Annotated in this window: 15 protein-coding genes; 14 read left to right on the top strand and 1 reads right to left on the bottom strand. The window is 60.4% G+C overall.

Annotation, left to right across the window (positions count from 1 at the left end):
* Positions 1 to 4: 4 nt before the first annotated feature.
* The 4 genes from O6929_04130 to O6929_04115 all read left to right on the top strand — a co-directional run bounded on the left by O6929_04130 (position 5) and on the right by O6929_04115 (position 4,450).
* Positions 5 to 1,165 carry an anhydro-N-acetylmuramic acid kinase gene (locus tag O6929_04130; protein ID MCZ6479585.1) on the top strand — a complete coding sequence of 387 codons (1,161 nt, stop codon included), beginning with the start codon at positions 5 to 7 and terminating at the stop codon, positions 1,163 to 1,165.
* Positions 1,166 to 1,172: 7 nt separating this feature from the next.
* Positions 1,173 to 1,907 carry an SIS domain-containing protein gene (locus O6929_04125; GenBank protein ID MCZ6479584.1) on the top strand — a complete coding sequence of 245 codons (735 nt, stop codon included), beginning with the start codon at positions 1,173 to 1,175 and terminating at the stop codon, positions 1,905 to 1,907.
* Between the two features lie 150 nt (positions 1,908 to 2,057).
* Positions 2,058 to 3,641, top strand: a complete 1,584-nt coding sequence (locus O6929_04120; protein MCZ6479583.1) for a D-aminoacylase — start codon at positions 2,058 to 2,060, stop codon at positions 3,639 to 3,641.
* 17 nt (positions 3,642 to 3,658) lie between these two features.
* Positions 3,659 to 4,450, top strand: coding sequence for a gamma-glutamyl-gamma-aminobutyrate hydrolase family protein (locus O6929_04115; GenBank protein MCZ6479582.1), 792 nt, complete (start codon positions 3,659 to 3,661; stop codon positions 4,448 to 4,450).
* 108 nt (positions 4,451 to 4,558) lie between these two features.
* On the opposite strand, the gene O6929_04110 is transcribed toward O6929_04115, so the two are convergent.
* Positions 4,559 to 4,810, bottom strand: coding sequence for a dodecin family protein (locus tag O6929_04110; protein MCZ6479581.1), 252 nt, complete (start codon positions 4,808 to 4,810; stop codon positions 4,559 to 4,561).
* A 590-nt stretch (positions 4,811 to 5,400) separates the two neighbouring features.
* Between O6929_04110 and O6929_04105 the strand changes: the two genes are divergently transcribed.
* The 10 genes from O6929_04105 to O6929_04060 all read left to right on the top strand — a co-directional run.
* Complete coding sequence (locus tag O6929_04105) at positions 5,401 to 5,661, top strand: hypothetical protein (protein MCZ6479580.1); 261 nt, start codon at positions 5,401 to 5,403, stop codon at positions 5,659 to 5,661.
* A gap of 220 nt (positions 5,662 to 5,881) precedes the next feature.
* A complete protein-coding gene (locus O6929_04100; protein MCZ6479579.1) occupies positions 5,882 to 6,310 on the top strand; it encodes a hypothetical protein in 429 nt (142 codons plus the stop codon).
* 58 nt (positions 6,311 to 6,368) lie between these two features.
* Positions 6,369 to 7,175: a putative hydro-lyase gene (locus tag O6929_04095; protein ID MCZ6479578.1), complete on the top strand. Its 807-nt coding sequence runs from the start codon at positions 6,369 to 6,371 to the stop codon at positions 7,173 to 7,175.
* Positions 7,172 to 9,166 carry a hydantoinase/oxoprolinase family protein gene (locus O6929_04090; GenBank protein MCZ6479577.1) on the top strand — a complete coding sequence of 665 codons (1,995 nt, stop codon included), beginning with the start codon at positions 7,172 to 7,174 and terminating at the stop codon, positions 9,164 to 9,166. The genes O6929_04095 and O6929_04090 overlap by 4 nt, the downstream gene beginning before the upstream one ends.
* Positions 9,159 to 10,742, top strand: a complete 1,584-nt coding sequence (locus tag O6929_04085) for a hydantoinase B/oxoprolinase family protein (GenBank protein ID MCZ6479576.1) — start codon at positions 9,159 to 9,161, stop codon at positions 10,740 to 10,742. The genes O6929_04090 and O6929_04085 overlap by 8 nt, the downstream gene beginning before the upstream one ends.
* Positions 10,739 to 11,257: a hypothetical protein gene (locus O6929_04080; GenBank protein MCZ6479575.1), complete on the top strand. Its 519-nt coding sequence runs from the start codon at positions 10,739 to 10,741 to the stop codon at positions 11,255 to 11,257. Before O6929_04085 ends, O6929_04080 begins: the two co-directional genes overlap by 4 nt.
* A gap of 12 nt (positions 11,258 to 11,269) precedes the next feature.
* Positions 11,270 to 12,199: a DUF4392 domain-containing protein gene (locus O6929_04075; GenBank protein ID MCZ6479574.1), complete on the top strand. Its 930-nt coding sequence runs from the start codon at positions 11,270 to 11,272 to the stop codon at positions 12,197 to 12,199.
* 19 nt (positions 12,200 to 12,218) lie between these two features.
* Positions 12,219 to 13,229 (top strand): galactose-1-phosphate uridylyltransferase, encoded by a 1,011-nt coding sequence (gene galT / locus O6929_04070; GenBank protein ID MCZ6479573.1) that lies wholly within the window; start codon positions 12,219 to 12,221, stop codon positions 13,227 to 13,229.
* Positions 13,230 to 13,641: 412 nt separating this feature from the next.
* Positions 13,642 to 13,980 carry a P-II family nitrogen regulator gene (locus O6929_04065; protein ID MCZ6479572.1) on the top strand — a complete coding sequence of 113 codons (339 nt, stop codon included), beginning with the start codon at positions 13,642 to 13,644 and terminating at the stop codon, positions 13,978 to 13,980.
* A gap of 129 nt (positions 13,981 to 14,109) precedes the next feature.
* A partial coding sequence (locus O6929_04060) for a glutamine synthetase (protein ID MCZ6479571.1) occupies positions 14,110 to 14,307 on the top strand: 198 nt, incomplete at its 3' end.

Raw genomic sequence — 14,307 nt, 5'->3', positions numbered from 1 at the left:
GCTCATGTCCGGGACCTCGGCGGACGGGATCGACGCAGCCCTTGTGGAGATCACCGAAGAAGCCCACCACCCGCATGTAACGCTTCTCCACTGTGAGCACCGTTCCTATCCCCCGGGAATTCGAGAACGGATTCTTCGCCTTCCCGCGCATGCTGACGCCCTCCGTGAGGTCTGTCATCTCAACGTGTTGCTTGGGGAGCTGTTTGCACAGGCGGCGCTCGATCTCTTAAAGGCGGCCAGATTCTCCCCGGCCGAGGCGGTCCTCGTTGGGTCTCACGGCCAGACCATCTGCCATCTTCCAACCCCGGTTGCCGAGGGGGATCTCCTTGTTCACTCGACCCTTCAGATTGGTGAGCCCTCCGTCATTGCTGAGCGGACCGGGCTTACTACCGTGGCGGACTTCCGGCCTAGAGACATGGCGGCCGGGGGCGAGGGGGCTCCCCTCACTCCCTATCCTCATTACCTGCTCTTTCGACATGCCGAGCGGTGCCGCGCGGTTGTAAACCTGGGCGGAATCTCGAATCTGACTCTGCTCCCCCCCGGTGCCTCCGTGGCCGAGATCTTGGCCTTCGATGCAGGGCCGGGCAATGTCCTGATCGATGGAGTGGTCCGACGACTGAGTGGGGGGACCTTAGAATATGATGCCGACGGGGCCTGGGCGGCCTCGGGAAAGGTCAATCAGACCCTTCTACAGCGACTCCTCTTATCCCCCTTTTTCCAGCGTCCGCCCCCCCGAAGTGCTGGTCAGGAAGAGTTTGGGCCTCGAATGGTGGAGGAGATCCTGGCCGAGGCGGGCCCGGAGGGAATCCCTCCAGCCGATCTGGTCACGACGGTCTCGACGCTCACCGTGGAGGGGATCGCCAGCAGCCTTGAAGTCTACGTCTTTCCCCGGCAGGCTGTGGACGAGATTCTGCTGTGCGGCGGCGGTGTCCGTAACCGCTGGCTCAGGAGTGCCATGGAGGCGCGTTTGGAGCCCCGGCCTGTCCTGACCACCGATGATCTGGGGTTTCCGACCCAGGCGGTTGAGGCGACGGCGTTTGCCGTTCTGGCCTACCTGACCTTTACTGGACAGGCGGGGAACCTTCCGTCTGCCACAGGGGCGAGACAAGCGGTTCCTCTGGGAAAGATCATTCCCGGCAAGCGCTTTTCGGGGCTCCGATCATGAGAGACTGATGGATCAGCACCCGTACACGACATCTGTGCTCAGGATTCTCGGGCGTATCGAAGAGACCCAGAGAGAAGCTCTGGAGCAGGCGGCTGGAGTGATCTTTGGGTCGCTCCAACAGGAGGGCGTCCTGCATGTCTTCGGGAGCGGCCATTCCATCGCGGTCGCGCAGGAGGCCTTTCATCGAGCGGGCGGGCTGGTCCCGGTCAATCTGATTCACGAGATCTTTCTGACTCCGCTCGCCCCTCCGGCAGTGAGCAGAAAGATGGAGCGGCTTTCAGGGATGGCATCGATCCTCCTGGACCGTCATGACCTTCGGGGCGGGGAGGTGTTGATCGTGGTGTCGAACTCCGGGATCAACGCGGTCCCGGTAGAGGTTGCCCTCGAGGCCAAGCAGCGGGAGCTCTTCGTGATTGCCCTGACGTCGCTGGCCCACTCTCAGGCAGTTCCGGCCCGGCACCCGAGCGGCAAGCGCCTCTTCGAAGTGGCCGATTTGTGCCTGGATAACTGTGGAGAATCGGGAGATGCCGCCGTGTCCTATCCCAAATGGAGCGGCAAGGTCGGCCCGACCTCGGCCATCGCCGGAATCTTCCTGATGAATCGTGTCATCTGCCGTGTGGTGGAACGCTACCTCGCCGAGGACCTGATCCCACCGGTGTACCTGAGCGCCAATCTTCCGGGGGGAGACGAACACAACCGCCGACTGGAGGAGAAATACCGTCGGAGGATTACTCTCCTCTGATGGATAAAAAGCAGTCAGCTATCAGCCGTCAGCAGAACGGTTCACGGTTCACAGTTGACAGTTCACAGATTGGGACTCCCAGTTTTACCGTGAACCATGAACCATGAACTGTGAACCAAAACAACGGTCGTCGGTAAACGGTCATCGGTTATGTTCGATCTGATCATTACGGGAGCAAGCATCGTCGACGGTAGCGGCTCACCCGCCTACGTCGGGGACATCGCGCTCGAGGGGGATCGGATCGTCGCCGTCGGGAAGGTCCCTGAAACCGACGGGCGGCGGGTCATTCGGGCAGAGGGACTGATTGCCTGTCCCGGGTTCGTCGATGTGCACTCCCACTCCGATTACTTTCTGCTCCTGAATCCGCGGGCGGAAAGCGCCGTTCGACAGGGGGTGACCACGGAGATCGGGGGCAACTGCGGCTATGCTGCAGCGCCGATCTGGGGGGAATGGAGGGAGGAGCGGGCCCGGACTTGCCGGGAGCTTTATGGCCTCGATCACGAATGGCGAGGGGTGCAAGAGTATTTCCAGAGGCTCAGCACCGAGACGGTCTCCATCAACTTCGGTCTGCTGCTCGGCCACAACACGATCCGGGGCTCAGTCATGGGAGGGGCCGCGCGAGCACCTGATGCTGCGGAAATGGAGACCATGATCCGGGCGGTCCGGCAGGGTATGCAGGAGGGGGCCATGGGCCTCTCCACCGGCCTCATCTATGCCCCAGCTTGCTTTGCCCAGCCCGAGGAGTTGGTGGCGTTGGCCCGGGTCACTCGCGAAGAAGGGGGTGTGCTCACCTGCCATATGCGGAGCGAGGGTGAGAGGCTCTTGGAGGCGATCCGGGAGATTCTCGATGTGGCTCGGGAGGCTGACGTCCCCCTCCAGATTTCCCACCTCAAGACCTCCGGCGAGCGCAACTGGGGGAAACTCTCGGAAGCCCTGCACCTCATTGAGGAGGCGCGGGCGCAAGGCCAGGATGTGACCGCCGACCGCTATCCTTATACCGCCTCGAACACCCAGCTGCAGGCGGTCATGCCTTCGTGGGCGCTGGAGGGGAGGCGGGAGGAGCAGGTGGCCCAATTGCGGGACCCCGTGGTTCGAGACCGACTGAGATTAGAGCTGGCTGATAAGCGGTGGGATCAGATCATGATCGCCGAAGTGACCCGTGAGGAGAACAAGCGCTTTGAGGGGATGCGGGTCAATCAGGCGGCGGCCTTGGCCGGGAAGGAACCGGTGCAATTCGTCTGTGAACTCCTCGTTGAAGAGGAGGCACGGGTGGACGCCATCTTTTTCACCATGTCTGAAGAGAACCTTCAGCGGATCTTAACCCGGCCCTACGTCATGGTCGCCTCGGATAGCGGGACCCGGGCCCATGTCGGTCCACTGAGCCGGGGCCGGCCTCACCCCCGCACATTCGGCACCTTCCCGCGGGTGTTAGGGGCGTACGTTCGCGAAAAGCGACTACTCGAGCTTCCCACCGCCATCCGGAGAATGACATTTGATCCCTGTCGTCGCTTTGGGCTCAAAGGTCGGGGCCTGGTTGCGGCCGGCTGCTATGCCGACCTGGTGCTCTTTGCCCCTGACACGGTGAGGGATCGGTCGAGCTACGAAGACCCGATCCAATACCCTGACGGAATCCGCTACGTTCTCGTCAATGGCATGATCACGGTCGAGGAAGGGGAGCATACCGACGTCCGCGCGGGCCGTGTTCTGAGGAGTTCTGGACCGAGCACGGAGTGAGCCGTGGAGGAGCGGTCGTGACGGGAGAGACTCGCGGGATCAATCAAGGAAGTCCGTCGGTGCAACCGCGCATCTGTATTACCAGCGGGAGGCATCCCCTCGGGGAGCAGGGGGCCGAACACGAAGATAAGGTGCGGGGTGCTTTCTCCTGGTGCGTGGCGGAAAGTGGCGGGGTGCCATACATATTGCCGACTCCGGGATACGATCGCGAGCTCATTACGTCGTATCTCGATTTCGCCGATGGCTTGCTCTTTTCTGGTGGAGAAGATATTCATCCCTCTTTTTATGGAGAATTCGTCCTCGAAAAGTGTGGGACCATCGACGAAAAGAGGGATCTTTTCGAAATCGAGCTCTTGCGGGGAGCCGTCGAGCGCGGGATGCCGGTCTTGGGGGTTTGCCGGGGGATGCAGCTTATCGCGGTGGCGTTAGGAGGGAGCTTGTACCAGGATCTGGCCTATTGTGATACCGCCATGGAGTTCCATGACGGGACCTGGGAACAAGGAGGAGAGATGCCCTCAGTCACCTTGACGCCCGGGACCTTCTTGCACCAAATATTCGGGGGAGAATCTCTGCGTGTGAACTGCCGCCATCATCAGTTGGTCAAGGCGCTGGGCCAAGCCTGCAGGGTGAGCGCAGTTTCCCCTGATGGCATGATCGAGGCAATCGAAGTGTCAGGAACTCCATTTGTCCTGGGGGTGCACTGGCACCCCGAGCGTTTGGCCCTCGGAGATCAGCGCCACCTGGAATTGTTCAACGTACTGATAAGAGCGGCGGCAGCGTATTCAAAAAAGGCAAGAAATCCGGGGTAAGGGTTCGTGAAAGTGCACGCCCTCCCGGGTCAGTATGATCCAGAAGGGCACCTGGATTGACTCATGCGCCCGCACCGCATCGGGGGCGCGGTGACGGCAACGCCCCGCCTAGACGGCCTCGATCTCAGCCGGCTCCACGATGAACGCCGCCTTCACAGTCACGTGGTACTCAACGATTTTTCCCTCTCGAACAACCGCCGTGCTGTGCAGTACATCGACCCCGGTGATATGGCGCAAGGTCTTGGACGCACGCGCGACTGTCTGCTGGGCGGCGTCGCTCCAGCTCTTGTCTGAAACGCCGACGAGCTCAATGAGCCGAATTACTCCTGGCGCTTTTGCGTGCTCTGTTCTGGGACTCATGATACCCCCCTTCGTCTCGAAACGAGACAGCATGTGTGGGAAGCTCCTCCACAGACAATCACCCACCTGAGGATCAAAGCAACACCTGTTCCAATGATCCAACGAGGACTAACATTCCATTTTCAAAGGGTTTGGTGATCATAACCGATGGGAAAGCAGGGACACACTTGTCCTGCCGCTGATCGTCTGCTCACTCCAACTTTTTGTTTTCGCTGATCGGAAACTGCTGGGGCCTTCTTTCCTCTGTGGGACACGCTAGTCCCATCCGAGAGGTACGGATGACATCCGGGAGGGCGGTGAGGCTCGTGAAAAAATGCTTGACAGTAAAGCAGGCGCATGTTATTGATTTCACTAATTTAATTGAAGGGAGCCCGTTGGTGCCAGGAATCAATCAGATCTTTATTGCGGTAGTAGTAGGTGTACGGTGCGTCTGCCCCTCGGCGGGCGGCCCGTAACGCCTTTGCTACGGGCTTTCTGATTACGCCACGGGGTAGACGCTGCCTCGTGGCTTTTTTTTCGGGCCGCGGGGTCCCTCGCGGCCCGTGACTTTTGAACACAGGATGCGCAGGCACTTGCAAAGGAGAAAGTTGATGGCCCAGATGTGTGGATGCGGACTAGAGTTGCGGTCGATCTTGGAAGAATGGGGGTGTCTTCATTGTGGTGGACTGTGCTGCCCCACATGTGGGTATACCCCCGAGGGCACCACCTACTGTCCAGATTGTGCCCATAGCCTCTTTGGTGTCTACACGAGGCCAGCGGTCGTAGCTCAACCCAAGCGCATCTCCGCGTGGTGGGAGGCAGCGGCAGTGCAGCCGGTGCGTCCTCGGATGACGGCCGAGGACTTGGGATAACCCGGGTAGTCCTGCTGGCGAGTTCAGGGGTGCGGGGCAATCCGCCAGATCTGTTGTCCTGAGAGACCCGCCCCCTCCTTCCTCTGTTTGGTCTTTCTCCCTCGCCAAAAAAAGTTTGCGTGGCGGCCATCTCGACCCTAATCTTGAGAGGGATGCCGGGGTAGCTGTCCTGTCGCCTCTGGCTTCACGGGGACACCACCGCGCGGAAAGGAGGGAGGGAATGAATCTCGTCAAGCGATCCGTGGCCGCTCTCGCTTTCGTGCTACTCCTGGGAGTTTCAGTTTTAGTCCCCGCCCAGAAGAGACCCTCGGAAAAGGATCTTGGTGTCCCCATTTATCCCAAGGCTACATTTGTCCAAAGCTTTACCGAAGGACCGGCTGCCCGGCATCTCTTTGCCTCGAACGATGTCACCATTTCGGTGGCCAGGTTCTATGAACAGAAGATAGGGAAAAAACCTGAGTACACTCGGGACCCCGAGGGGATGGAGATTTACCGTTTCGTGTTGAAAAGTGACAAGGCGGCGGCGGTGCCGGACCTCGAGGTGGTGGTGAGTCACTTCCCCGGCGGCTCTCTCATCCCCGACGAGCGGGGCCAGACCCGGCGGTACACCACCACCATCCTGATCAGCAAGAGCAAGAAGTCCTGGTAGGCAAGCCGCAATTTGCAGGGTCTCCACCCCGGGATACCAAGGGGGTCGGAAGGCAAGGATGCTACTTTCCAATACGCTCCATCCGAAGGCAATGCGAGCAAAGATCCGATCCGGCAAGTGGCAAGGTCCGACGGCCGGCTGCTGCGATGGATACGTTCAGGCGAACCTGGTGGTCCTGCCGAAGGCCTTAGCGTATGACTTCCTCGTCTTCTGTCACCGCAACCCCAAGCCGTGTCCCCTGCTGGAGGTGACCGATCCAGGCGACGTCGAGCCGAGAACCACTGCACCGGGCGCGGACCTGCGCACCGATCTCCCGAAATATCGGATCTACAGAGACGGCGAGCTGGAGCAGGAAATACCCGATCTTCTCGGCGTCTGGCGGGACGATTTGGTTGCTTTTCTTTTGGGCTGTAGTTTCACCTTTGAAGTTGCGCTCCAAAAGGCAGGTGTCCCGGTCCGGCATCTCGAAGAAGGCGGGAATGTATCGATGTACATTACGAATCGCTCCTGCCAGCCGGCCGGCGTCTTCGCTGGACCGCTGGTGGTCTCGATGCGTCCGATCCCAGCTTCCCTCATCCCCCGAGCGGTGGAGGTCACCTCTCGCTTCGCGCTGGCTCACGGGGCGCCGGTCCATGTGGCGGACCCTCAGGCGATCGGCATTTCCGACCTCGACCATCCTGCCTTCGGTGACCCGGTCTCGATTCATGAAGGTGAACATCCGGTCTTCTGGGCCTGTGGTGTCACCCCGCAGGCAGTCGCCATGCATGCGAAACCCGAGCTCATGATCACCCATGCGCCTGGCCATATGTTCATTACCGATCTCGCCGACGATGACGGAGGAGGTTCTAGCGAGGTTGACAGATGATGATGATCGGCGTGGATGTGGGAGGGACCTTTACCGACCTCGTCTTTGTGGCCGGGGGGAGGCTCTGGACTCAGAAGGTTCTGTCGACCCATCCTGACCCGGCCCGCGGCGTCCTCGAGGGGCTTTCTCACGAGGCGGCGGGACGGGAGGAGTGGCAGCTCGTTCATGGCTCCACCGTGGCGACCAATGCCCTCCTCGAGCGGAAGGGGGCGAAGGTTGCCCTGATCACCACGGCCGGATTCGAAGATGTGCTAGAGATCGGCCGCCAGAATCGAGTCGATCTCTACGATTTCATGGTTGAACGTCATCCTGTCGTGGTACCACGTTCCCTTCGGTTCGGCGTTCGAGAGCGGGTGGACTGTCGAGGGAAGGTTCTCGAGCCCCTCGATGAGGAAAGTCTCGGTCCTCTCTTGGACCGCCTGGCCAAGGAGAAGGTCGCATCGGTCGCCATTTGCCTCCTTTCGTCTTATGCCAATCCAAGCCACGAGGCCCGAGTCCTGCATCGCGCATTGGAACTGGGGATTCCGGTCTCGGCCTCTCACCGGATTCTCCCGGAGTACCGAGAGTATGAGCGGTGCGCGACCACCGTTGTAAACGCCTACGTCTCGCCTTTAATGGAGCGATACCTCGGCCGTCTCGAGGCGGAGATCGGGGAGGGACGTCTCCGGATCATGCAATCCAATGGTGGGAGTATTTCTGCGGCCACGGCCCGCCAGGAGGCGGTCCGGACCATCCTCTCGGGTCCGGCGGGGGGCGTCGTGGGAGCCGCCTCCGTCGCAAAGCATGCGGGCTTTGACAAAACGATCACGTTTGACATGGGCGGGACCTCTACCGATGTCTCCCTCGTCGATGGTGACCTGAGCGTCACGACGGAGGCCACCGTGGGAGGCCTGCCACTTCGGGTTCCCTTGCTCGACATTCACACTGTAGGCTCAGGGGGCGGGTCGTTAGTCTGGATCGATGAGGGTGGCGCGCTGCGCGTAGGTCCCCAAAGTGCAGGGGCCGATCCCGGACCGGTCTGCTATGGTCGGGGAGACCAGATCACCGTCACGGATGCGCACCTCTGCCTGGGACGACTGGATCCGGACCGCTTCCTCGGCGGGAAGATGCGGCTCGATGTCGAGCGGGCCGAGGCGGCGATGAACGATTTCGCCCGACAGGTGAAGCTCGATCCGCTTCGACTGGCCGAGGGGACCATCACGGTGGCCAACGCTGCCATGGAAAAGGCGATCCGGGTCATTTCTGTTGGGCGCGGATATGACCCCCGAGCGTTTTGTCTGGTCTCTTTCGGTGGCGCGGGAGGGCTGCACGCCTGTTCCCTGGCCTGGTCCCTCTCCATCCCCTGGGTGTTGGTGCCAATGCATGCGGGACTGCTATCGGCCTACGGGATGTTGGTGGCCGATGTCGTGAAGGATTACGCCAAGACGATTCTACGGCCGACAACCACCACGTCGTTCGAGGAGATCGAAGCCATCGTGAGCCTGCTGAAGGAGCAAGGGCTCCGCGAGATGAAAGACGAGGGGGTGGCCGAGGGGTTGATCACCACGGAGGCCTTCGTCGACATGCGGTACCTTGGACAGTCCTACGAACTACGCGTCCCTTTCGGAAGAGACTTTGCCTCTCGGTTTCACGAGGTGCACCGGAGAAGCTACGGTTACGCCAATCCCGCTCGGGAGACCGAGAGTGTGACGCTCCGCCTTCGGGTGAGGGGCAAAGCAGACAAGCCACCCCTGTCCAGGGTTGAGGAGGGGTCGGCGGATGCTGCATCGGCCAGCGTCGGCACAAGACGGATCTTTCTGGAGGACCATTGGGTGGAGACCCCCGTTTACGCCCGAGAAGCCTTGCGGGCGGCCAACCGGATCGCTGGGCCAGCCCTGGTGGTAGAGATGAGTGCCACCACGCTCATCGCACCAGGGTGGGAGGCAACGGTGGACGCGCAGGGGAATCTCCTCCTCAAAAATCACGAACCGCACGGGGCATCGCGTGGGTAGGTACGACCCGATCAAACTCGAAGTCTTCAAGAATCTCCTCGCCTCGGTGGCCGAAGAGATGGGTGTTGCCCTCTGTCGGACCGGACACTCTCCCAATATCAAGGAGCGCCGCGATTACTCCTGTGCCATCTTTGACGGAGGGGGAGAGATGATCGCGCAGGCGGCCCACATCCCCGTGCATCTGGGGTCGATGTCCCTGGCGGTGAAGGGGGCCATGGAGGGAAGACACGTCGGCCCGGGAGATACGATCATCCTGAATGACCCCTACCGTGGAGGGACCCATCTCCCCGACATCACCCTCATTTCGCCTGTCTTCGGGGATGAAGGCCCCTCCCCCCTCTTCTTTGTCGCCAACCGGGCACACCACGCTGACGTGGGGGGAATGGCCCCCGGCTCCATGGGAATGGCGACCGAGATTTTTCAGGAAGGGATACGGATCCCTCCAGTCATGCTGGTGGAGGGCGGGACGCTGCAACGGGATGTCGTCGATCTCCTCTTGGTCAACGTCCGGACCCCCCAGGAGCGGGAAGGAGATCTAGAGGCCCAACTAGCGGCGAATGAGACAGGCAGGAGGCGGCTCTTGGAGATCGTGGCTCGCTATGGAGCGGACGAGACGCTTCACTATATGGAGGAACTCAAGGCGTACGCCGAGCGGATGACCCGAGAAGCCATCCGGCGCATCCCGGACGGCCGTTACTCCTTTGAAGATTACCTGGACGATGATGGGATCACGACCGAGCCCGTTCGAATCGCCGTGACCGTCACCGTGACCGGGGATCAAGCCGTTATCGACTTTACCGGGACTTCGCCGCAGGTAGCTGGCAGTGTGAACGCCGTGTATGCGGTGACGCTGTCGGCGGTCTTCTATGTTTTCCGTTGTCTTGTGGATTTTGACATCCCCTCGAATGCCGGCTGCATGGTCCCGCTGACCGTCGTGGCTCCGACGGGGACCGTCGTCAACGCCGTGCCTCCCGCGGCCGTGGCCGGTGGGAATGTCGAAATGTCGCAGCGAATCGTGGACGTGCTCCTCGGGGCGTTAGCCAAGGCCTTGCCCGACCGCATCCCCGCGGCTAGCGCCGGGACTATGAGCAACTTGATGATCGGAGGCTATGATCCCGAGCGTGGGCGGAACTTTGCCTATTACGAAACCATCGCCGGAGGGATGGGAGCACGGCCAACACGAGACGGCCTGGATGCGGTACAGACCCATATGACCAACACACGGAATACGCCGATTGAGGCTTTGGAACACGCCTATCCCATCCGGGTGCTCCGGTATGAGATTCGCCGCGGATCGGGAGGGAAGGGGAAGTATCGTGGGGGAGATGGAATCCGCCGTGATTTTCAGCTGCTGACGGAGGCCACGGTCGGCCTCCTTTCGGACCGCAGGCGGTTTCGGCCCTATGGACTCCACGGAGGAGAATCAGGGCAGGCGGGTGAGAGCATCCTCATGACCCCGAGTGAGGAAAGGCCCCTCGGTTCCAAATTTCACATTCGCGTCGGTGCCGGAGAGGTCATCAGCATTCGCACCCCCGGAGGAGGGGGCTACGGGAGGGTGACGGAGGCAACCAGATGAAAAGACAAGCGGCAAGGAGACTGGCAATCTTTGCGATCGTTATTTTCATGGGACTCTACGGTGGCTGTGCGAAGAAAGAATTACAGCCTACGGCACCTGGTCCTGGAGTCCCCCGCATCACCAACTTCCGGATCGAGCCGCCCGTGGTGGATAGAGGAGGGGAGGTGACCTTACTTTTCGATTTTCGAGATATCGACGGTGATATCATAGATGTCTACCTCGGGCTGAAAAGGGAGGTCGCGGACTTTACATTGGCCACTGGGCTTCAGTACACCATAATCAGCCGCGGACGTTACTTAGGGCAATCGGAGGGGACGGCAGAGGAGACGATCACCATCAGTATTGAACGCCGCTCTGCCCCCCTCCGCTCCCAGACGCGCGGATATGAAGGAGGCGCGGTGGACCCCGACAGGCAACTGGAGGAGCTCGGCGGGACCCGGGTCTACGAGGTTTTTGTCATCGATGAGAGGGGACAGGTGAGCAATCGTCTTCGAGCTCGGGTGACCGTGCGGTGAAAGGGTGAAACATTGGGGAGCATCGCAAAACTCGGAGCGGCCGCGGACCAGATCTGTATCCTTCCGCGAGGCACTTCTGGAGGGGATGTCCAGCGGTTGTATCGAGCGGCGCGGCGTCTGCAAAAGGTTCCGCTGACCTCGCTGGCTGCCTCGCGGCTGGCCGAGGGGGTCCGGTCAGGTGATGCCTCGCTGCTCCTCACGGGCGCAGGGGGTCCTCCCGAGCTCCCCTCCGGCGAGACCGACGGTCCGCTGGGAGTGGCGGTGCTAGCGCGGGCCCTTCATCAGGGCTTGGGGGCTCGGCCTTATTTGATTTCGGAAGAGAGAAATCTGGGACCACTCCGGGCGGTGCTGGAAGTGATGGGGGCGGATTATCCCCTCCTTGCTTTTCCGTGTGGCGAGGAGGAGGCAGGATATCGCTTTCTAGAGGAGCTTCAGCCAAGGGCGATCATCAGTGTGGAGAAGCTTGGTCCGAACCCCAAGGGAGTGGTCCACGACATGCGGGGCCGGGATGTCTCTGCGCGCCATGCCTCGGTTCGGGGGCTATTTGATGGAGCCAAAGACCGGGACATCCTCACCGTGGCGGTTGGGGATCGGGGCAACGAGGTGGGTTTCGGCCACCTCTTCGGTCCCCACGTCAGACCCCCGCTGCGCTCGGGGCGGTGTCGGTGTCCCTGCCGGGGGAGTATTGGCTGTGACATCCGTGCAGATGCGCTCGTGGTGAGCTCCATCTCCAACTGGGGAGCCTACGGCGTGGTGACCTGCCTCCAGGCCCTGACCGGCCACCGCCTCTTGCACACGCCGCAGGAAGAAGCAGTGATGCTTAAAGCGATCCTCCACGCAGGGGCGAGGGACGGGGTGACCCACACCGCGACCTTAACGGTCGACGGGTCCGATCTCTCTGTGCAGCAAGCGGTGGTCACGCTGCTTGGCTCGGTTCACTAAAAGGGAGGCATGTCCTTTTATGCCGGAGCTGCGGAAAGATCCGGTCACGAATTCCTGGGTGATCATCTCCACGGAGCGAGGGAAGCGTCCTTCCGATTTCGGGACGGAGCCTCGCCCCCCGCGGCCGGGCTTTTGCCCGTTTTGTCCAGGGAATGAAGAAAAGACCCCGCCAGAGATCGTGGTCTATCGAAACGATGGTGCAGCGCCGAACACCCCGGGATGGCGCGTCCGGGTCGTCGCCAACAAGTTCCCCGCCCTCGTAATCGAGGGGGAGCTCGAGCGACAGACAGAAGGGATCTACGACAAAATGAGCGGTGTCGGTGCGCACGAGGTAATTATCGAGACACCCGATCACGATCAGACCCTACCCGCCATGCCGGAGCAAAAGGTCGAGGAGGTCCTGTGGGCCTATCGGGACCGCATCCTCGACCTAAAGCGGGATCCCCGATTTCAGTATATCTTGGTCTTTAAGAACCACGGAGAGGCTGCGGGGGCGTCATTGGACCACACCCATTCCCAGCTTATCGCAACTCCGATTGTCCCCAAGCGGGTCCAGGAGGAGGTTGACGGGGTCAAGCAGTACTATGCCGAAAAGCGACGGTGTGTCTACTGTGATATGGTCAAACAGGAACTCGCATATGGGGGACGAGTGGTCTCAGCAAATGATCATTTCGTGGCCATGGCACCCTTCGCGTCACGGTTCCCCTTTGAGACCTGGATCGTCCCGCGGACGCACGAGGCCTCCTTTGAGGATATCGGAAAACAAGAGTATGTGAGTCTCGCCCGCATCCTGAAGGAGACCTTGCACCGGATAGAGCGCCTGTTGTCGGACCCCCCGTATAATTTCGTGCTTCATAGCGCTCCCTTCCGACAGGAGAAGCCGGTGCAGTACCATTGGCACATCGAGATTACACCGAGACTGACTCGGTTGGCCGGCTTTGAATGGGGGACCGGTATCTACATCAACCCGACGCCGCCGGAAGAAGCGGCGCAGTATTTGCGAGATGCCGCGCTAACTACTGACCGTTGACCGACGACCGCAGAAGCGTTCACGGTTCACAGTTGACAGTTCACGGACTTAGCACATGAACCACCAAGCACCATTCATTCACTAATCACGAACCACCAATTGTGAACCGTGGATCGTGAACCGTTCTGCGGACCGCTGACGGCTGACTGCTATAATGGAATCGTGCTGTTAAAACAGGCAACGGAGAGATATATGCCTAATCCGTGTGCATGAACGAAGGGGGTGAGAAGGGAAAGAGAAAAGCGATTGGTCCTGGGTTCTCGTGAAATTTCCGGGGATTTTGAGGTCCCAAGATGCGAAAAAAGGCTTGGCATAGGGTTTGCTCCCTTGCGGGGTGGTATTGAGGCCGGGAGGGGCCAGAGTCCTCCTGCCTCTCGGTGGGAGATGCGTTTTAAAAATTGAGGAGTGGACGATGAAAAAGATCGAAGCGATCATCAAGCCGTTCAAGCTGGACGAGGTGAAAAATGCCCTGGCGGAGATCGGCATCCAGGGGCTCACGATCAGTGAAGTGAAGGGTTTCGGTCGACAAAAGGGGCACACGGAGCTTTATCGGGGGGCGGAATATACCATCGATTTTCTCCCCAAGGTCAAGGTCGAGATCGTGGTGGGGGATGGTAAATCTGCTCAGGTCGTGGAGACCATTCAGGCAGCGGCGAAGACGGGACGGATCGGCGACGGAAAAATCTTTATCATCCCGTGTGAAGACGCTGTGCGGATCCGGACGGGAGAGCGGGGCGAAGAAGCCATTTAGTTCACGGTTGACAGTTCACCGTTCACAGATTGGGACTCCGAGTTTTGCCGTGAACCATGAACCGTGAACTGTGAACCGGAACAGCGGTCATCGGATTACGGTCCACGGTCATCGAGTCAGGGGGAAAGAATGACGCCAAAAGATGTAATCAAGTTCGCCAGCGAAAACGGCGCCAGGATGGTGGACCTGAAATTCATGGATTTCCCGGGAATGTGGCAACACTTTACCGTTCCCATCAGCCACCTGGACGAGACCATGTTTGAGGAGGGGGTGGGCTTTGATGGGTCCAGTATCCGGGGCTGGCAAGCCATCCACGCGAGTGACATG

Source organism: Candidatus Methylomirabilota bacterium (assembly GCA_027293415.1).
GTDB lineage: Bacteria > Methylomirabilota > Methylomirabilia > Methylomirabilales > CSP1-5 > CSP1-5.
This window is presented reverse-complemented; position numbering and strand designations above follow the sequence as displayed.